Raw genomic sequence first — 17,913 nt, 5'->3', positions numbered from 1 at the left:
GCGGAAGTACTCAATAGGGTACAACCCGCCCTGCGGGAATAGCTCAGTGGTAGAGCACAACCTTGCCAAGGTTGGGGTCGCGAGTTCGAATCTCGTTTCCCGCTCCAAATTATGAAAAGCAGCCTAATGGCTGCTTTTTTGTTTTCTGGGAACCGAAATTCCATCTCGTTTGCTGCGGCCATTGCATGGCCTTGCCCTCCGGGCTCGCTGCGCTCACGCTAAAGCCTTTGCAGACTTTAGTCCCGCTCCAAATTATGAAAAAGCAGCCTAGCGCTGCTTTTTTTGTGCATGGAATCTCGATCCATCTCGTTTGCTGCGGCCATTAGCTCGCTACGCTCACGCTAAAGCCTTTACAGGCTTTAGTCCCGCTCCAAAAGAAAAAAGCAGCCATTGGCTGCTTTTTTCTACTAGGGGCCTAGCTTCTTCTATTGCCACCCTACTCCCATCTCCGCCTGGCCTTATAAAAAGCGCTGACATCCATAAACCCCAGCTTGTAGGCCAGCTGTGAGGCGGGTAAGCCACGCAGTTGTTCAAAACAACGTCTGCGCGCATCGTCCAGCAACTGAGAATAGCGCACCCCTTCATTAGCCAGTTTGCGTACCAGGGTTGAGCGGCTCATGCACAATTCCCGGGCCATTCTTGCCTGGCTGCCGTAATGAGACAAATTCTTGTCCAATAACTGCTGTACACGACCACTTAACGTCTGTTGCTGGACTATCTGCGAACGCAGACTGGTTGCTCGCTGTGACAGTATTTTAAACAGATAGGGGTGCTCACCTCCCTGAACCGGGGTGGCAAACACAGAGCTGGGCACGATCAGGGCGTTACGGTCGGCGTTGTAGCGTATCGACGTGCGGAAACAGCGTTCCACGGCAGCATGATATTCAGCTTTGGGATAAGCAAATTCGACCGCAACTAAAGGCAACGGTTGCTGGCACAGGTGACACCCCCAGTGATACAGCGCCGACATACTGCGCTCTACCGCGCATCGCGGGTATTCAATCGACGAGGAAAAACGAAAACTGAGCACCGTGCGATCACCTTCCACTTCCACCTTCCAGTGATCGGCAGGATTCACCAATAGAATGTTTTCAAGATAGGTTTCCAACACCTCGCCCAGATCGCGACAGGACTGCATTAAATAACTGGGCAGTCCTCTGGGTTCAGGGGCGACACGAGTGCCAAACTCAACGCCTATAGCCGGAAAAAATGGACTCTCACTGGCTTGTTGCCACAGCCAGACCAGCCAGGCTTCCGGGTAACGCTTCTCAAGCAGATCGCTGATATCGGCGTTGTCCTGCAGTTGCTCAACCTGGGCGGCCAAAGGGGTATAGAGATGTCGCAGTGACGAATTATTAATGATGTTCAAGCGCAGTAGCTCTCGGGCGAGATCCACGACAGCAATGGCTGATACGCTGGGCTGAGCATCCGGTGACATATCCCTGCCTCCGTTTCTGGTGCGTCAATTTCCGATAATCTGCGCCAGGTCGGTCAAATTAGCAATGCTCGGTTGTGACCGGTTTAACAACAATCCCCACTTATGCGAACAAGATCAAAACTTCTGACCCGCACCACTATAAAGTGGTCAACTTCAGCCCTCCAAACCGTTCGATACGTCATGGTCGATGACTTTAAGGTAAGCACCACTGTTCATCTGAGTAGGGTTTAACAGCAACTCCCTAAGCTCAATTGGATTAAGGCTGTACTTGTCGCTATTCAACTGTTCAGTAAAATCCAGAAGTTCATGCTCTCGTTTTAACGTTGTTTGCCAGTCGACCAAAATCCCATCATTGTATTCCCGGCTGTCAAACTGGCTGTTAAAGCTGCGCTCCTGACTGGCGGTCACCTCACCATCGACAGTGTTCACCTGAGTTCGGGTTTCAGCCTGTTCCGAGAGGGTAAAATATTGATAGTTCTGGTTTTCAAAATCCACTTCATCCAGATGATCCAGCGGCTTAAAGTAACTGGCGTCCAACGACCACAATTGACGCTGTTCCACGCTACGGTTCATTGAGTCCTTGATGAAAACTTCACTTTGTTGTGCCAGCGACAGCGAGAACTTCTCCTCTTGATCCAGGCGGCGAGGATCAGTATTCGCTCGCTGAACCCGGCCATCAAATTCGACCGTGAAATCAGCAAGGCCGGTTAACATCTCGGCTTCGTATGCTTTACTCCCGGCACCAAAATATTCCGTTTCTTTATCGGTTAGCTGATGCAGCGCATCGAACGCATCCAGCAACAGATCACGTTGATCACTTTGCCCTTTAGCACGCTGTACTCCGTCGAGCATCATCTGTCGATAATGAGCAACAGCAGCAGCGCGACGGTCAGCATCTGCACTGGCTAAAAGACCGGTTTTATCCAGCGTTAACTGCAGCACATTACCTTGAATAACTCCCTCAATATTCCGCGAATTCTCGGTGTCCGTTACTTTCAGGTTGACGCCATTCTTAAGACCCCGGTCCATCGACAGTGACAACTCGCCCAGGTGGTTAAGTTCACCCAGCTTTAACTGTCCAAGATCAAACTTACCTCCCTGGAAATACTGATTCGCCAGAAGATTGAGATTTTCTGCAAAATCAGCCAGTTCCTCCTGTTCACTCTGCGACAGCTTACCCTCAACCTGGTAGCTAACATCAAGGCCGCGTCGCTGCACACCGCCGGTGGCACCTTCTGCTGTACCGTTGGCCGTATGCTGGGAGAATTTAAAGGTTACAACGTCACCATCTTTGGTTTTGAATTCCAGCGCTAAAGACGCATCAACCTGAACGTAGTTAGCTTCAAAGGTTGTCGGGTCGATCGACTGTCGGCCACCGCTGACATCGTAGTACTCGTAGTTATTGACCGCTTGCCGGGTCGACTGGGTTCCATTGGCAAGAAAAGCCGTCATGTTTTGCGACAAGTTATTAACCGCTCTGCCCCGCTGCGTATGTTGCAGCTGATTGCTCAGTTGTGCCGTTAGCTTATCTGGGGCATCACTCGACAGGACGTGCTGATAACTGCGCTTAACCGGAGGCTCGTACAACCCACTCTCATCCAGCTTTATGCTCTGGCTCGACATAACCGCTATGTCATTGCCTTTGAACGCTGGATCCTGAATTGGAGCCGTCGGTGATGGCTGGACTCTGCCTTGAGGTGCAAAAGCGAAAGGTTGGATGGCGCCTAGGTTAGTCATATGTTGCTCACAGAAATCCCTCTGTTAATCACCATAACGGCCTTGGCTTTAATAGCTTTAACCCAAGAGGCGCGTTTGCGCCCCTTTGGTCTTAAAGGTTGTACCAGCAACAACAAAAAGCCGGGCCAAAAGCCCGGCTATCGATCACACCCAGTCACACCTTAGTCAGACGCAAGTAGGGTCTGATTTCGTCCCAGCCCTGAGGGAAAATATCCTGGGCATCCTCATCACTGATCGACGGTGGAATAATAACTTGATCACCAGGACGCCAATCGGCCGGTGTAGCGATTTTTTTGGCGTCACCCAGTTGCAGTGCATCGATCACTCTGAGAATTTCGTCAAAATTGCGGCCAACGGACATGGGGTACGTCATCGTCAAACGAATCTTCTTGTTCGGATCGATGATAAAGACTGACCGTACCGCCGCCGTTTCACTTTCGCCCGGATGAATCATGTCGTATAGCGCAGCGATGGCATGATCATCGTCGGCAACGATAGGGAACTCCAGGGTGGTATTTTGGGTGTCGTTAACATCCAGAATCCATTTGCGGTGCTCGGCGACAGAATCTGTTGATAAGCCCAGTGGCTTGACGTTGCGCCTGGCAAATTCACCCGCCAGTTGAGCGGTGCGGCCCATTTCGGTGGTGCAGACAGGGGTAAAGTCGGCAGGATGGCTGAAGAAGAAAGCCCAGGATTTACCCAGCCAATCGTGGAAGTGGATCTTGCCTTCAGTGGTTTCAACGCTGAAGTCCGGTGCGGTATCGCCTAAACGTAGAGTCATGATGTTCACCTGCAATGGTTTGACAGGGAGGCGAACCATTTCGCCTCTTCACAACCCAATATATTAGCTAAAACTAATATTTCACCGCCTGAACCGCTATGGTGTGGATAGAAGTGCACTATGACTGAGGTAGATCAATAAAAACGATGTTGGCATCAAGACTGTAAACAGCAGGGCCCAATTCACCACAGGGATAGACTAGGATGCCGACGACAGATCATGTTCTAGCGTCTCTGTTGCCGCCCGCTGCGCCATCTGTTTCGGATCGAGCAATATTTCCTCCAGCAAGATGCCATCAAAGTTATCGCTCTGACTGCGCAGACGGGCCGTTAAATCACGAATCTCATGCAGTGACTGCCGGGTTGTTTTCCAGTCGGCCAACTCACCTTCGATGAACACCATTTCATTCCGTTCACTGTCGAAGCGTTGAGTCTGTAGCGCCGACATCCGGCCATCCGTCATGCTAACCTGATTGCGTACCTGAGCCTGTTCTTCCAGGCTTACATAGCTGTAATTGTGATTTTCAAAATCTGCGGAATCCAGGTGTGGTAAGGGCTCAAAATAGCTCGATTTCAACATCCAGTTCTGACGCTGATCGACTGTTCTCGTCAAAGGTCCATCTATGCGAATGCGAGTTTCCTGCGACAGCGACAAACTCATCTGCTCAACCAAACCACCGAACAGAGGGTTAGCAGCACTTTGTCTGGCTCGACCTTCAAAGCTGAATGAAAAATCTGCCAAGCCAGTTAACAGACTGGATTCGGCATCGGTCAAATCAAAGGTGTTTTCTGTGTCGCTGTTTTCGCCGTGCAACAGGTTAAATGCATCGAGCATTAAGGCTTGTTGGCCGGCACCGCCATGCGAACGCTCCACCCCTTCAATCAACATCTGCCGATAATGGTTAAGCGCAGCTTCGCGCCGCTGCGAGCCTGATGAACCCAGTAGACTGAGTTTGTCACGCGACATCTCAACGGTATCGCCGTTCATCTGAATGCGGTATTCGCGAAGAAGATCGTTATCTGTCATTGATAGTTTGATATCACCAGGCCCTACACCTTCCAAAGACAACGATAATTCTGCAACTGTGCTCAGTTGATCCAACTGCAGATCAGCCAACTGGGCACCAGCGCCACTGAAGTAGCTGTTGGCCAGCGCATTCAAGCCCTCGGACAGCCCCGCTAACTCATCTATTTCCTTTTCCGACAGCTCGCCATCCAACTCATAGCTGACCGTCAGACTTTGATAGCCGACACCTTGTTGAGTGTCTGTGCCCCCAAAGCCAGCTTCATAGCGGAAGCTGAAGGTCACTGTGTCGCCATCTTTGGTCTTAATGCTGAGACTGAGTTCGTCATTATCGTTGCGGCGCTTTGACTCGAAACTGGCGACGTCCAGTGGCGCGGATGCCTCTGCCATCGTCGAGTAGCGATATTGAGTCAGGGTTTGATCGACTGAAGATTCGCCCTCAGCCAAAAACGTCGCCAGGTTAAGCGACAGGTTTTTCAGCGCCAGTCTCGGCTGGTCACGCACCACTTGCTGCGCCAGTTGATCCGTTAAATAGGTGGGCGACTGTTCAGCGGCGGCAGCAACCATCTCGACCTGGACGGGAGGTAAATAAGTGAGCTTCGTTGCGTCAGATCCGCCATCGCCGAATAAAAGCATGCCGTTGTTAAATGACACCGGCTTGGCCGGCACCGAAGCTTCTACCTGGATCAATAAGGGCGTTCCTGGCCCGATTGACATCACCATTCGAGCAACCCTCAGTTCTGTCCTTAACGTCAGGTAGTTACGACCATGATGCGACAAACTTAAGCGCTCAGGCGGACAGATGCGCTACCAACAGGTCGCAAAACCACTAATCATGCAGCCTGCCGGGTTTGGTTTTAAAAGGCTCAAACAGCCTATCGACCTGACTACCGATACTGACGATCGACGGTAATCGCTTCAGGTTATTTCTGGGAGGAAACGAACGGATCGGTCTCGCTTTCCACATCACCGGCCTGGCGACGTTTAAGCACCGTATTGATGTAGGAATCAATGGCGGCTTTCTGACCAACATCCTTGCCCGAGGCTTCGCTTAAATACCAGCGGTGCTCCAATACTTCGTGGAAGATTTCAGCATCGTCGAGCTTGCCTTTCATTTCATCAGGAATGGGCTGAACCGTCGGATTAAAAACTTCGGATAACCAGCGATAAGCCGCGACCGGCTCCGGAATTTCGCGACCGTCAACTTCGCTTAAATGGGCCTTGTAACGGCTGAGATCATTCAGCAATCGACGCGCCTGGTTCTCCTGCACCTGCAAACCGGTCAGGCTGTTCAGGCGCCGGCGGTGATGCCAGTGTTCCACCACACGTGGCACCATGCGTACGCGCTGACCATTATCGACGGTGGTGATTTCCATCTCTTCGACATCGAAGCCCAGATCGTTCAAGCGGCGAATACGCTGCTCCATCAGGTACTGATCTTCAGGATCAAAGATCTCATCCTGAGTCAGCTCTGCCCAGAGCTTGGCATAACGCTCCACCAAGGCCTGAGCCAGATCAATCGGGTCCTGGCCTTTGGGCAGGGTGCCAGCCGCTTCCAGATCCATCAGTTCGCCACCAATGTTGGTTTCGGCCAGTTCCAGGTCGTACTCGCGCCGACCTTCGGACAACTTATCGCGCATCTCGCCGGTCTCAGCATCCACCAGATAGGCCGCCATCAAACCCGCATCGCGCCGGAACAGGGTATTCGACAATGAGCAGTCGCCCCAATAAAAACCGGACAGATGCAAACGCACTAATAATTCAGCCAGCGCATCGAGCATCTGACTGAGTTGTTCGGCCGAAATGCCCTGCTGAATAATGATGCGATATGGCAAGGCGCCATCGAGATAATGGGTCACCAACAGGCTGCGATTGGCCATATCGACCGGCTCACCGACCAGATCAAAACGCGCCCGTGCCTCGGCGACTTCCTCGTCCCGGTTGGTGACCAAACCGACCGCTTCGACCACCGGCAATCCCATCTCCTGCAGTTCGCGCAACAGCTTGTATTCCTTGCGCGCCACTGGCGTCATCAATTCTTTCAGCGCATACACCTGATTGTTGTGGCTGATAAAACGCACCACATTGCGGTGAATACCGCGCGCCACTTCGACGAATAATTCTGGCGGCCACTGCGTCAGATGTTTGGACCAGGGATAACGCAGGTCAGTGATGTAATGGCTGGGCGAGGCGATCTGGATTTTCATCGGACACCTGTAACAAGGAAATATGACTACTATAGCGACAAAAAAGCCGGCGTCATGCCGGCTTTTTTAAGTTCGTTTTTCAGGCCCGCATCACAGCCGGTTGGTGGTCTCGGCGTCGAACACATGCAGACGGTCGACATTAACTTCCAGAGCCACTTCTTCACCCACCTTAGGCACTTTATGGACGTCCATCTTGGCGAGGATTTTCTTCTCTTCGTTCGCCATCTTGATATGGACAACCACTTCGTGACCCAGGGTTTCGATGATCTCAACCTTGCCTTTCAGCGGTGCAACGTTGGTCCAGTCCTGTTCATCAGCGGAGATAATGTGCTCCGGACGAATACCAACGATGACGTTCTTACCCTTGCGCTCAACAATGCCGTCTTTCCACTCGGCAGGGGTTTTGAAGGTCAGATCTGGATGAACCAGCTCGCTGCCATCGTCAGAGACTTTGAAAGTCAGGATGTTCATGTTCGGCGTACCGATGAACTGAGCGACGAAGACGTTGTGCGGCGTGTCGTACAGATCCAGCGGCGTACCAACCTGGCGCAGGTTACCGTCGTGCAGTACCGCAATACGGTCGCCCATGGTCATGGCTTCAACCTGATCGTGCGTTACATAAACAGAGGTAATGCCCAGACGCTTCTGCAGGTTGGCGATTTCAGCGCGCATATGCACCCGCAGTTCGGCGTCGAGGTTGGACAGCGGCTCGTCGAACAGGAATACCGAAGGCTTGCGCACAATAGCGCGACCCAGAGCCACACGCTGACGCTGACCACCAGACAGAGCCTTAGGCTTACGGTCCAGCAACGGAGTCAGGCCCAGCGTTTCGGCCGCTTCGTTAACCAAACGGTCGATTTCGTCCTTCGGCATTTTGCGCAGACGCAGACCAAAGGCGATATTTTCAAACACAGACATGTGCGGGTACAGAGCGTAGCTCTGGAATACCATAGCCACGTCGCGGTCTTTGGGGTGGATGTTGTTAACGACGCGATCGCCGATATACAGTTTGCCGTCGGTGATTTCTTCCAGGCCAGCGATCATACGCAGGGTGGTGGATTTACCACAGCCAGAAGGGCCAACCAGAACCATGAACTCTTTGTCTTTGATTTCCAGGTTCAGGCTCTTGATGACGCTCACGTCTTCGTAGTTCTTACCTACGTTCTCAAAAGTAATACTAGCCATCAGCTTTCACTCGTTTCTTGTCGTTATACAAGCACCGTTCCGCCTACATGGCGAAACCCCGACTGGACCCGGCTTTCATCACCCTGGCTAACAGCGCCCGGGAAGCTACCTTGCCGACCCCATTCCAGACCGGAATGTAATTTTCTTTCACCACTTTTGTGGCTGCCGATCAAACTGGCCTCATCTTGACGTAATAATACTACCAAATGCAAGCCCGGATCGTTGCCAAAGGCCGTAAAGATGCGCCGAATGCCCGTATCATGCGGCCTCAGCTTGGACGGTTGTCGTTACCGGCCGCCTGCATCAGATAAGTCAGCGCTTCCAAAATCCGGTTTTTTACCCGCGCCGGCGGGTTCTGGTAGAAGGCTTGCCAAGCCTGACCGCGAAATTGATTGTAGTTTTCTTTCTGGGCGGGGAACTGAGCGATCCAGTTGAGGCGGACCGCGTGAGAGATAATGACATCGAGCACCACATAGTCATCGACTTCCATCGCCGGGTTTGCCCGGGCAAAAGCCAGCAAACCCAACAAGGCTTCAATGCTCAGTTGGCGATAAGCCGGACTGGGAATCTGATCGAGCATGCGCTCCACCAACTGGGCAAACTGCGGCTCACCGGCGGTCATCTGGTCGAGCACCCGAGCCGATTCCAACCGCGAGCGCGGGTCAAAGCGGTCGCCGACGACCAATCCCCGGCATTGCCCGAGCAACGCCCAGAGGCCCGGATGAAAGTCCTCTGGCAGGCGCGGCATCACGCCGCGCTGTTCGCGCCATTGGTACCAGTTACGCGCTTCACCGAGCTCGGCCTGGCTATCGCCTTCGTCCGACACCGGATTCAACTGCGCCGGTTCAGTCCGCATCTGCAATGATTCCTGGGCAAACAAGCGGCCGACTTCCTGCGAATAGCTGCCCAGAATGGCGCGAATGCGGTGCTGAATATCGTAAGGGCTGAGCGAGGCCAGTCGTTCAAAGGCCTGGTCTGGCTTGAGATCGTCGCTTTGCGCCAACTGCCCCATGATCAACATCGCCAAGTGACCGGGACGTAGCGTCATCATGCCCTGAAACAAATCCGGTTCGCCGCGCATAATGGTCGACAGAATGACCAGAATTTCCTGATTCAACACCGCTTCACGCCGATCCTGGCCGCAGTTGCGGTTGATCAGTTTCAGCGTTTCTTTGTTCGACAAAGGCTCACGAATGGTGCCCTGATCGGAATAGGCGCGGCCGACGATAATGATGCGTTGCCGTGCCAGCACTTCGGCAACGGCGTCTTCCAAACCACCCCAGTACTTGCCGAGCACACCGGCGGCCTTGCGGATCACGCTCCACAGATAGGCATCGCTGGCGCGCCGATAAACCTCTTCCAACAACACCTTAACGGTCACCCGCGGCGCAATGCCCGGGTCGAAATCGAGGCCGTTCGCTTCGGCCAGGTCGCTAAGGATATCGATCTGCTCATAAAGGTTGAGCGAAGCACGCAGACGCTGCACCTTCACTTCCAGGCTTTCAGTTGGTTCCAGCAAGCTGAGCATCGACGGTTGCAGTGGCGTACATTGCGCCAGATCCACCTGCAACCATTGCTTGCGCACCCGGCGCGACAAGGCCATCGCCGCCGGCACCTGGTAATCATTGAGTTCTTCAATGCGCTCAACACCGACTTCGTTGAGCAGCTCATTCATCGGTCCGGTAGTGACCGCTATATCGCCGCACTCTCCGGCCATCAGTTCGCGAATCAGTTCATAGAGCGCATCTTTGTCGGGCGCGTTAAGCATCGGCTCGGACAGCAGAATCATCATCAGCGGTCGCGCTGGCTGGTCCCAGTGACGGCTGATGTAGCTGAGTTCCGCCTTGATTTTCTCGCACAGCAAACGGTTATCCGAGGCCAGATAGAAGGTATCGCGGTTCTGGAATTGCGGCAGGAAAACACAGCTTTCGCCATTGAGTTCGTACAACTGAGCGGTCGACAGGGAACGCGGCCGACGCTGTGGCCGACCGGTCAAACCCAGTTCGCGATTCTGACCGATGATGTTGAATACCCGCGCCAATTCCAGCGGCGGCAATACACGCACCGGTTCCAGATCATCGACGGTTTCACTGAACAAACCCGCTTGCGCCAGCGTCGAGCGCACCTGTTCGTTTTCAGCCAGCAGACCGACCACCACCGGTGTTTTATGTTTGTCGCCAACGCGGCGATGAGCGTTCAGCGGATCGATATCGCTGCGCTCGATATAGCCGCCATCGAGCAGACAACCCAGGGTGTAGAGGGATTGCGCCCAGATCAGTGGCACATTGTTATTGGCCTGACGCGGCTGACTGCCGGGATCGGCCTTTTCGGCTTCGATGCGATCAGCCGGCACAAAATAGAGTTCCGGCAACAGCCACTGGCCGTTGTGTTCAACGCGCAAATCATCCAAACGCTGACGGTAATCGGCAGCCAATTCAGCATCGCCATCGAATAACGCATTGAGATAGCAGTAGGTATAAAACAGCGGCCATTCCGATTCGATATGCTCGAAATTGCGCAGTTCGTGGGCTTCGTAATGCAGTCGGTGAGGGTCTTCAAGAACCGTCTGATGACCATCGAGCAAAAATCGCTTAAAGCCATAGCGACCGCCTAATTTGCTCAGAATACGCTCGCGGGTTTTTTTCACCAGCGACGCCTTTTCTACCGCGAACGCCGGATAACCAATAATCGACAGATCGGCGGCGTCGACTTCCTTGGACATCGACTCACGCGGCAAGAGGTTTTCCAAAGTAGTTCGGCAACGGGCAATTTCATCGGAGACCACATGGACGATACCCGCCTGGCCACCACCTTCGCCGAAAAGATTAACGCCACGAATCGACTGCAACGCCGCCTTAACCATGCCAACCGAAGAGGCGTTGATCTCCACCCGGCCGTTGTTGATCTTGTTGCCGCGCTCCCAGATACCATAATCCGGCGTGCGATAACCACGGCCGATATACCAGACCAGATTCTGCACAAAATTCACTTCGGCGACGGTCTGCACCAGACGCAAACCAGAGCGCGTCATCCGCGCCAGCATCAGCAAATAAAGCGAGGTGGCATCAAGTTGCAGATGGCCCCACTTGTCGTCATCGACCACCACCTGACCCGAATGGGTGGCGTACTTGGCGTGCAGCGCATCGAGCGGATTCTGGGTGTATTTAAAGCGTTCGACCTTGTGCGCCTGACGGGTCATCGACTGCAACAGGCCACGCATCAGACGGGTGACACAGTCAGCCAGATAGGCCGTGCGTTCAGGATCTTCGCCGCTGCGCCGATAAGCCAGCCATAAACCCCAGACGGCCTGAACGGAATAGACGTTATCGCGCACCCAGGCATCGGTGTAATCACCGTGACCGTTGACATCGGTACTGGCGGGAAACAGACCGGTGGTCGCATCCTGACGGCTCAGGATGGTGCTATCGACCGCCTCGAACCAGGCGTTCAAACTGTCAGGGCCGGGATTGGGCATGACGGAGTCGGGCATGAATGGTTGCCTAAAGAACGCGCCCGACCAAAGCCGGGCAACGTCTGGAAACGAAGAGTTGTTATTGTACTAAGGCTGTTCGACAAGCCAAGCCGGCGGCCGGATCAACCGGCCAGTTCGCAGGCTTCGCGCGCCAGCTGCTCAATACGACCCCAGTCACCCTGGTTCAAGGCATCGGCCGGTACCACCCAGGAGCCGCCGACACAGGCGACATTATCCAAGGCCAGATAATCGCGGAAGTCCTTAACGGAAATGCCACCGGTCGGGCAGAAACGCACGTCCGGGAACGGACCGGCAAAGGCCTTAAGCGCCGACACGCCACCAGACGCCGCCGCCGGGAAGAATTTGAAATGGGTGTAACCCAGTTCCATGCCCTGCATCATTTCAGAGACACTGGCGACCGCCGGCAAAAACGGCATGGACGCCTGCAAACCGGCATCCAACAGACGCGGTGTAGCGCCCGGGCTGATGGCGAAATCAGCACCGACGTCTTCGAGTTGTTTCAGTTGCTCAACCCGGGTCACGGTGCCCGCGCCGACGATAACGCCCTCGACTTTTTTCATTTCGGCGATGACCTCGATGGCCGCTTCGGTGCGCAAGGTCACCTCCAGCACTTTTAAACCACCGGCTTTCAACGCCTCGGCCAAAGGCCGGGCATCTTCAACCCGATTAACCGCCAATACCGGCATCACCGGATAGGCTTGTTGCAGAATCTCGCTGACGGAATAGCTCATTTGCATCTCTCCAAGAAGGCGTTTGCCTCACCTCAGTGGGCGTTGTGGCGATGGTTCAGAACGGCCGCTGCACCGAGCAGACCAGGTTGTTTGGATACCACCACGTAGGTGGGCACACTTTCGACAAAACCGCGCAACCGCCCTTTGGCTTCAAAGCGGGCACGGAATTGACTGGTGGCGAAATAGTCGACAAAGCGGGGCACGATGCCACCGGCGATATACACACCGCCTTTGGCACCCATCATCAAGGCGACATCGCCGGCGTAGCTGCCCAGGATGGCACAGAATCGCGCCAGCGCTTCTTCACACAAAGGGTCAGCACGATCCAACGCCCGCTGTGAAATATCGGCGGCTTTCAAGCTTTGTGGGGCGACTCCCTGACGATCACACAAAGCCTGGTAGGTGTTCTCCAAGCCCATGCCAGAAATCAAACGCTCTGCCGAAACGCGCTCATAGCGATTCATCAAGAACCGCAGAATATCGATTTCTACAGCGTCCGATGGCGCAAAATTGACATGGCTGCCTTCGGTTTGCAGCGTTACCGGGCCGGTCTCACTGAACGCCAGGCCGGCAACACCAAGCCCCGTTCCCGGACCAGTAACCGCCATTGGCCATCCCGGCAGACCCTCGCCACGGCCGATTTTGACCACATCATCGGCCGTCAAATGTGGAATGGAATTGGCCAGCGCATTGAAGTCATTGATGAAATGCAGTGACGCCAGTCCAATGTCCGCCTGCAGTTCACGCACACTGAACGACCAAGTGTGGTTGGTCATGGTGATGCGGTCCTGATCGGTTGGACAGGCAATCGCCATCACCGCATGTTCAGGCCGGTCATAGTCGGCAGCCGGACCCGCCAGATAGGCGCGAATGGCGTCGGCAATGGTGTCGTATTCAGCGCCGTTGAGCCCGGCCACTGCCACTAGGTCGCCTTCAGTCAATTGCGGTCCGGTTGCTGGATCAAAGGTATTGATAGGTGCCAGCGCAAAGCGGGCGTTGGTGCCGCCGATATCGGCGATCAAACCGTATTGGGCCATGCTCAGTCCTCGAAATCTTCAAAGCGGAAGATGGTGGCACCCTCTTCGGCGGTATTCACCGCAGCCCGCATCGGCGCGAACAGTTCGCGACCAACGCCAAACTGGTTGTCTTTCAAATCAGCGATAACCGGGGTGCGCTGCGCCCATTGCTGAGCATCGACGCGCACTTCGACGGTACCGGCATCGGCGTCCAGACGAATGATGTCGCCGGCTTTCACCTTCGCCAGCGGACCACCTTCGCTCGCCTCGGGCGACATATGAATCGCCGCCGGCACCTTGCCGGAGGCACCGCTCATACGGCCGTCGGTTACCAGCGCAACCTTGTGACCGCGATCAAGCAAGACGCCCAGCGGCGGCGTCAATTTGTGCAATTCGGGCATGCCGTTGGCTTTAGGGCCCTGGAAGCGAACGACCACAACGCAATCACGATCCAGATCGCCGGCTTTAAAGGCTTCCTGCAAATCGTGCTGGCTTTCGAACACCACAGCCGGACCTTCGATAATGCGGTGATCTTCGCTCACTGCCGACACCTTGATCACACCGGTACCCAGGTTGCCCTTCAATACCTGCAGGCCGCCTTGTGGGCTGAACGGATTACTGGCCGGACGCACGATGTCTTCATCCAGCGATTGCGTCGTGCCCGGGCGGAATTCGACTTCGTCACCGTCCATAAACGGCTCCTGAGTGTAACCATCCAGGCCCGTACCGAAGATGGTTTTCACATCGGCATGCAACAAACCGGCGCCAAGTAATTCACCCATCACATAACCCAGACCACCGGCGGCGTGGAAGTGGTTCACGTCGGCCATGCCGTTGGGGTAGACATGCGCCAGGGTCGGTACAACCTTGGACAGATCGGAGAAATCTTCCCATTTCAAAATGATGCCAGCGGCGCGCGCCATGGCGATCATATGAATGGTCAGGTTGGTGGAACCACCGGTTGAGAGCAGCCCGACCATGCCGTTAACAAAGGCTTTCTCGTCGAGCACTTCGGCAATCGGCGTGTACTGACCGTTTTGTTTGGTCAAACGAATCGCCTGTTGGGCCGCTTCCCGCGTCAGCGCATCGCGCATTTGCGTTTCCGGGTTCACAAAGCTCGAACCTGGTAGATGCAGACCCATAAATTCCATCAGCATCTGGTTGGAATTCGCAGTGCCGTAAAAAGTACAGGTACCGGCGCTGTGGTAGGAATCGGACTCGGCCTGCAGCAGTTCATCGCGGCCGACTTTGCCCTGAGCGTATTCCTGACGCACCCGGGCTTTTTCCTTGTTGGGTAGACCCGACGGCATGGGGCCGGCCGGTACAAAGACCGACGGCAGATAACCAAAACGCAGCGCGCCGATCACCAGACCGGGGACGATCTTGTCGCACACACCCAAGTAGAGCGCGGCATCGAACATGTTGTGCGACAGCGCGACACCGGTCGCCATGGCAATGGTGTCGCGGCTGAACAGGCTCAGCTCCATGCCCGGCTGACCCTGGGTTACGCCGTCGCACATGGCCGGTACGCCACCAGCGACCTGAGCGGTACAGCCCATTTCACGCGCGGCCTGCTTGATGATGTTGGGGAAACGCTCGTACGGATGGTGGGCGCTCAACATATCGTTGTAGGCGGTGACGATGCCCAGGTTGGCCTGGTTCATCATCTTGATGGTGTTCTTTTCATCTTCGGAACAGGCGGCGAAGCCATGCGCCAGATTGCCGCAGCTTAACTGGCGGCGATCAGGAATATTTTCACCGGCATCGCGCATCCGCTCCAGATAGCGACGGCGCGAAGGCCCGCTGCGCTCAATGATGCGATTGGTGACGGTTTGTAAGGTGGTGTTCATTGTTAACTCTACCTCTGAATTTTTTACGGAAGACGCTGGACGGGAGACGCTGGACGCCGTGTTAGCGCTATCTAGCGTTCGGCGTCTCCCGTTGAGCGTCTAGCGGCTTATTCCGCCCAATAGACCGACACTGGCGTCAGCGTCTGCTTCAGCACCGAGCGCACCGGTAACTCCACCACCGGGCCATCGCCCAGCGCCGCTTCCAGTACCGGCTTTTTACCGGCGCCGGTTAAATGCAGCACGATCCAATCGCTGTGCAGAATGCGCTTCAGTGTCAGCGTCATGCGGGCGTGCGGTGCGGTTTTCGGTACCACGCCGCAACAATCAATGTGGTTATGGGTGTCCAGCGCCTTATTCAGCGTTTCCGCGCCGGGGAAGAAAGAGGCGGTATGGCCGTCTTCACCCATGCCCAGCAAGGTCACGGTCAATTGTTCCGGCAACGCCGCGAGCTTTTTGTTCAGGCTGGCTTCGGCCTCGAACGGAGTGGCGTAATCGCTCTTGTGCGCGATAAAACGCGCCGCAGCGGCGTTATTTTGCAACAAATGAATGCGCACCAACTTTTCATTGCTGTCGTCGTCACTGGGGTCGACCCAGCGTTCATCGACCAGCGTGATGGTTACCTTGGACCAATCCAGGTCGGCCACGCTCAAGGCTTTAAACAAATCCACCGGCGTGCGACCGCCGGAAACCGCCAGACCCGCCTCGCCGGTCTCGGCGATGGCTGCAGCCAGGCGTTCGATAATGTCACCGGCCAATTGTTCAGTCAGCGCATCGCGGCTGTTAAAATCGAGTTGTTGCATTTGGATATCCTTCGGCTATCTGGGAGACGCTTCACGGAAGCGGTACGCCGCCCGGACGCCAAACGCCGGGTTACGCTCATTGGCGTCTCACGTCCGGGCGGCGTACCGCTCCCGTTCAGCGTCTAGCGGTCAGTTGCTTTCATGCCAACTACGGCCATCTCGCGCCACCAGTTCGAAGGCCGCTTGCGGGCCCCAACTGCCGGCCGGGTAGCTGTGCGGTGCGACCGTTGATTGTTTCCAGCCATCGAGAATGGCATCGGCCCAGACCCAGGCAGCTTCGACTTCATCGCGGTGCACGAACAGAGTGGAGTTTCCGCGGATCACATCAAGAATCAGACGTTCATAAGCTTCCGGCACGCGCGAGTCGGCGATGTGATCGGGCATGGTCAGGTTCAGCGTCACCGGCGTGACCTGCATGCCTTCACCCAGGCCCGGCAGTTTGTTCATCATGTTGAGCTGAATGGATTCTTCCGGTTGCAGACGAATCACCAGCTTGTTCGATGCCAGGTTGGAGCCTTCCGGGAAGATGGAGTGCGGCACGTCTTTAAACTGGATAACGATCTCGCTGTAGCGCGCCGGCAGTCGCTTACCGGTGCGCAAATAGAATGGTACTCCGCGCCAGCGCCAGTTATGAATATCGGCGCGAATGGCGACAAAGGTTTCGGTCTGCGAATTGGGCTTGCCGCCCTCTTCTTCTTTATAACCCGGTACCGCCTTGCCGCCGACGTTACCGGCCGCGTACTGCGCACGGACGGTGTTGCGGCGTACTTTATCGAGACTCATGGTCTGCAGCGATTTCAGTACTTTTAATTTCTCAGCACGCACCGCGTCGGCATCGAGCGACACCGGCACACCCATGGCCACCAGACACAATAATTGCAGCAGGTGGTTCTGAATCATGTCGCGCAAGGCGCCGGAATCGTCGTAATAACCCCAGCGGCCTTCGACGCCGACGGTTTCGGCGACGGTGATCTGCACATTGTCGATATGAGCGTTGGTCCAGACCGGTTCAAACAAGGCATTGGCAAAACGCACCGCCAGCAAGTTCTGAACCGTCTCTTTACCCAGATAATGGTCGATGCGATAGATATTGTTCTCGGCAAAAATTTCCGACACCCCATCGTTGATCACCTTCGATGACGCCAGACTTTTACCGATGGGTTTTTCCAGCACCACCCGACTGCTGCTATTCACCAGACCGGCTTCGTTCAGATTGCGACTGATCTCACCGAAAAAGTCCGGCGCGGTGGACAGGTAATAAACGGTATCCTGGCAACTGAAATCCTGATCCAGCTCGGCCGCCAGATTTTTAAAGGTTTCCGGTTCGCGCGCATTCACAGCCACATAAGTCAGGCGCTTGGAAAACCGTTCCCAGACAGCTTCATCCCACTGGGCGCGATCGACAAATTGATCCAGCCCCTGCTTGACCAGATCGAGATAGCCGTCGTGGCCCAGATCGGTACGCGAAGCGCCGATCACGCGGGTGTTGTCACCCAGATAACCGGTACGATCGAGGTTGTAGAGTGCCGGCAACAGCTTGCGGATAGCCAGATCGCCGTTGCCGCCGAAGATGACGACGTTACAAGGGCTGCTGGCTGTCAGTTGATCCATAGATGACTCCGATACCTAAGGCGGTGAACTGTAGTTTTTTT

The 17,913-nt window shown here is 55.0% G+C and carries 12 protein-coding genes and 1 tRNA gene; 1 reads left to right on the top strand and 12 read right to left on the bottom strand.

The window, feature by feature from the left end; translation table 11 throughout:
- Nucleotides 1-32 precede the first annotated feature (32 nt).
- Nucleotides 33-107 (top strand) — tRNA-Gly (locus ABMA60_RS16380).
- Nucleotides 108-436: 329 nt separating this feature from the next.
- Here ABMA60_RS16380 and ABMA60_RS16375 read toward each other — a convergent pair.
- The 12 genes from ABMA60_RS16375 to zwf all read right to left on the bottom strand — a co-directional run bounded on the left by ABMA60_RS16375 (nt 437) and on the right by zwf (nt 17,872).
- Nucleotides 437-1,438 (bottom strand): AraC family transcriptional regulator ligand-binding domain-containing protein, encoded by a 1,002-nt coding sequence (locus ABMA60_RS16375; protein WP_392805306.1) that lies wholly within the window; start codon nt 1,436-1,438, stop codon nt 437-439.
- Nucleotides 1,439-1,591: 153 nt separating this feature from the next.
- The gene (locus ABMA60_RS16370; RefSeq protein ID WP_392805303.1) at nt 1,592-3,175 is read right to left on the bottom strand and encodes a hypothetical protein; all 1,584 of its coding nucleotides are present in this window, start codon (nt 3,173-3,175) and stop codon (nt 1,592-1,594) included.
- Between the two features lie 154 nt (nt 3,176-3,329).
- Nucleotides 3,330-3,956 (bottom strand): peroxiredoxin, encoded by a 627-nt coding sequence (locus tag ABMA60_RS16365; protein ID WP_392805300.1) that lies wholly within the window; start codon nt 3,954-3,956, stop codon nt 3,330-3,332.
- Nucleotides 3,957-4,154: 198 nt separating this feature from the next.
- Entirely contained in the window at nt 4,155-5,546 is a 1,392-nt protein-coding gene (locus tag ABMA60_RS16360; RefSeq protein WP_392805297.1) for a hypothetical protein, read from the bottom strand.
- 356 nt (nt 5,547-5,902) lie between these two features.
- Entirely contained in the window at nt 5,903-7,186 is a 1,284-nt protein-coding gene (locus ABMA60_RS16355) for a DUF4032 domain-containing protein (RefSeq protein WP_392805294.1), read from the bottom strand.
- Nucleotides 7,187-7,276: 90 nt separating this feature from the next.
- Nucleotides 7,277-8,371 (bottom strand): ABC transporter ATP-binding protein, encoded by a 1,095-nt coding sequence (locus ABMA60_RS16350; RefSeq protein WP_392805292.1) that lies wholly within the window; start codon nt 8,369-8,371, stop codon nt 7,277-7,279.
- A 268-nt stretch (nt 8,372-8,639) separates the two neighbouring features.
- Nucleotides 8,640-11,861: a glycoside hydrolase family 15 protein gene (locus ABMA60_RS16345; RefSeq protein ID WP_392805289.1), complete on the bottom strand. Its 3,222-nt coding sequence runs from the start codon at nt 11,859-11,861 to the stop codon at nt 8,640-8,642.
- 104 nt (nt 11,862-11,965) lie between these two features.
- Entirely contained in the window at nt 11,966-12,595 is a 630-nt protein-coding gene (locus ABMA60_RS16340) for a bifunctional 4-hydroxy-2-oxoglutarate aldolase/2-dehydro-3-deoxy-phosphogluconate aldolase (protein WP_392805286.1), read from the bottom strand.
- A 32-nt stretch (nt 12,596-12,627) separates the two neighbouring features.
- Nucleotides 12,628-13,632 carry a glucokinase gene (gene glk / locus ABMA60_RS16335; protein WP_392805283.1) on the bottom strand — a complete coding sequence of 335 codons (1,005 nt, stop codon included), beginning with the start codon at nt 13,630-13,632 and terminating at the stop codon, nt 12,628-12,630.
- Nucleotides 13,633-13,634: 2 nt separating this feature from the next.
- Entirely contained in the window at nt 13,635-15,461 is a 1,827-nt protein-coding gene (gene edd / locus ABMA60_RS16330) for a phosphogluconate dehydratase (RefSeq protein ID WP_392805280.1), read from the bottom strand.
- A 107-nt stretch (nt 15,462-15,568) separates the two neighbouring features.
- Nucleotides 15,569-16,261 (bottom strand): 6-phosphogluconolactonase, encoded by a 693-nt coding sequence (gene pgl, locus ABMA60_RS16325; protein WP_392805277.1) that lies wholly within the window; start codon nt 16,259-16,261, stop codon nt 15,569-15,571.
- Nucleotides 16,262-16,390: 129 nt separating this feature from the next.
- Nucleotides 16,391-17,872: a glucose-6-phosphate dehydrogenase gene (zwf, locus tag ABMA60_RS16320; RefSeq protein ID WP_392805274.1), complete on the bottom strand. Its 1,482-nt coding sequence runs from the start codon at nt 17,870-17,872 to the stop codon at nt 16,391-16,393.
- Nucleotides 17,873-17,913 lie beyond the last annotated feature (41 nt).

Origin of the sequence: Saccharospirillum sp. HFRX-2, from assembly GCF_043196805.1 — a bacterium.
In the GTDB taxonomy this organism is placed as follows: domain Bacteria; phylum Pseudomonadota; class Gammaproteobacteria; order Pseudomonadales; family Natronospirillaceae; genus Saccharospirillum.
The sequence above is the reverse complement of the archived record's forward strand: the minus strand, read 5'-3'. Positions and strand labels throughout refer to the sequence as shown.

What these genes read in the sequence shown, in the direction of transcription:
- ABMA60_RS16375 (WP_392805306.1), bottom strand. Translation starts at nt 1,438, where the DNA reads ATGTCACCGGATGCTCAGCCCAGCGTATCAGCCATTGCTGTCGTGGAT.
- ABMA60_RS16370 (WP_392805303.1), bottom strand. Translation starts at nt 3,175, where the DNA reads ATGACTAACCTAGGCGCCATCCAACCTTTCGCTTTTGCACCTCAAGGC.
- ABMA60_RS16365 (WP_392805300.1), bottom strand. Translation starts at nt 3,956, where the DNA reads ATGACTCTACGTTTAGGCGATACCGCACCGGACTTCAGCGTTGAAACC.
- ABMA60_RS16360 (WP_392805297.1), bottom strand. Translation starts at nt 5,546, where the DNA reads ATGGTTGCTGCCGCCGCTGAACAGTCGCCCACCTATTTAACGGATCAA.
- ABMA60_RS16355 (WP_392805294.1), bottom strand. Translation starts at nt 7,186, where the DNA reads ATGAAAATCCAGATCGCCTCGCCCAGCCATTACATCACTGACCTGCGT.
- ABMA60_RS16350 (WP_392805292.1), bottom strand. Translation starts at nt 8,371, where the DNA reads ATGGCTAGTATTACTTTTGAGAACGTAGGTAAGAACTACGAAGACGTG.
- ABMA60_RS16345 (WP_392805289.1), bottom strand. Translation starts at nt 11,861, where the DNA reads ATGCCCGACTCCGTCATGCCCAATCCCGGCCCTGACAGTTTGAACGCC.
- ABMA60_RS16340 (WP_392805286.1), bottom strand. Translation starts at nt 12,595, where the DNA reads ATGAGCTATTCCGTCAGCGAGATTCTGCAACAAGCCTATCCGGTGATG.
- glk (WP_392805283.1), bottom strand. Translation starts at nt 13,632, where the DNA reads ATGGCCCAATACGGTTTGATCGCCGATATCGGCGGCACCAACGCCCGC.
- edd (WP_392805280.1), bottom strand. Translation starts at nt 15,461, where the DNA reads ATGAACACCACCTTACAAACCGTCACCAATCGCATCATTGAGCGCAGC.
- pgl (WP_392805277.1), bottom strand. Translation starts at nt 16,261, where the DNA reads ATGCAACAACTCGATTTTAACAGCCGCGATGCGCTGACTGAACAATTG.
- zwf (WP_392805274.1), bottom strand. Translation starts at nt 17,872, where the DNA reads ATGGATCAACTGACAGCCAGCAGCCCTTGTAACGTCGTCATCTTCGGC.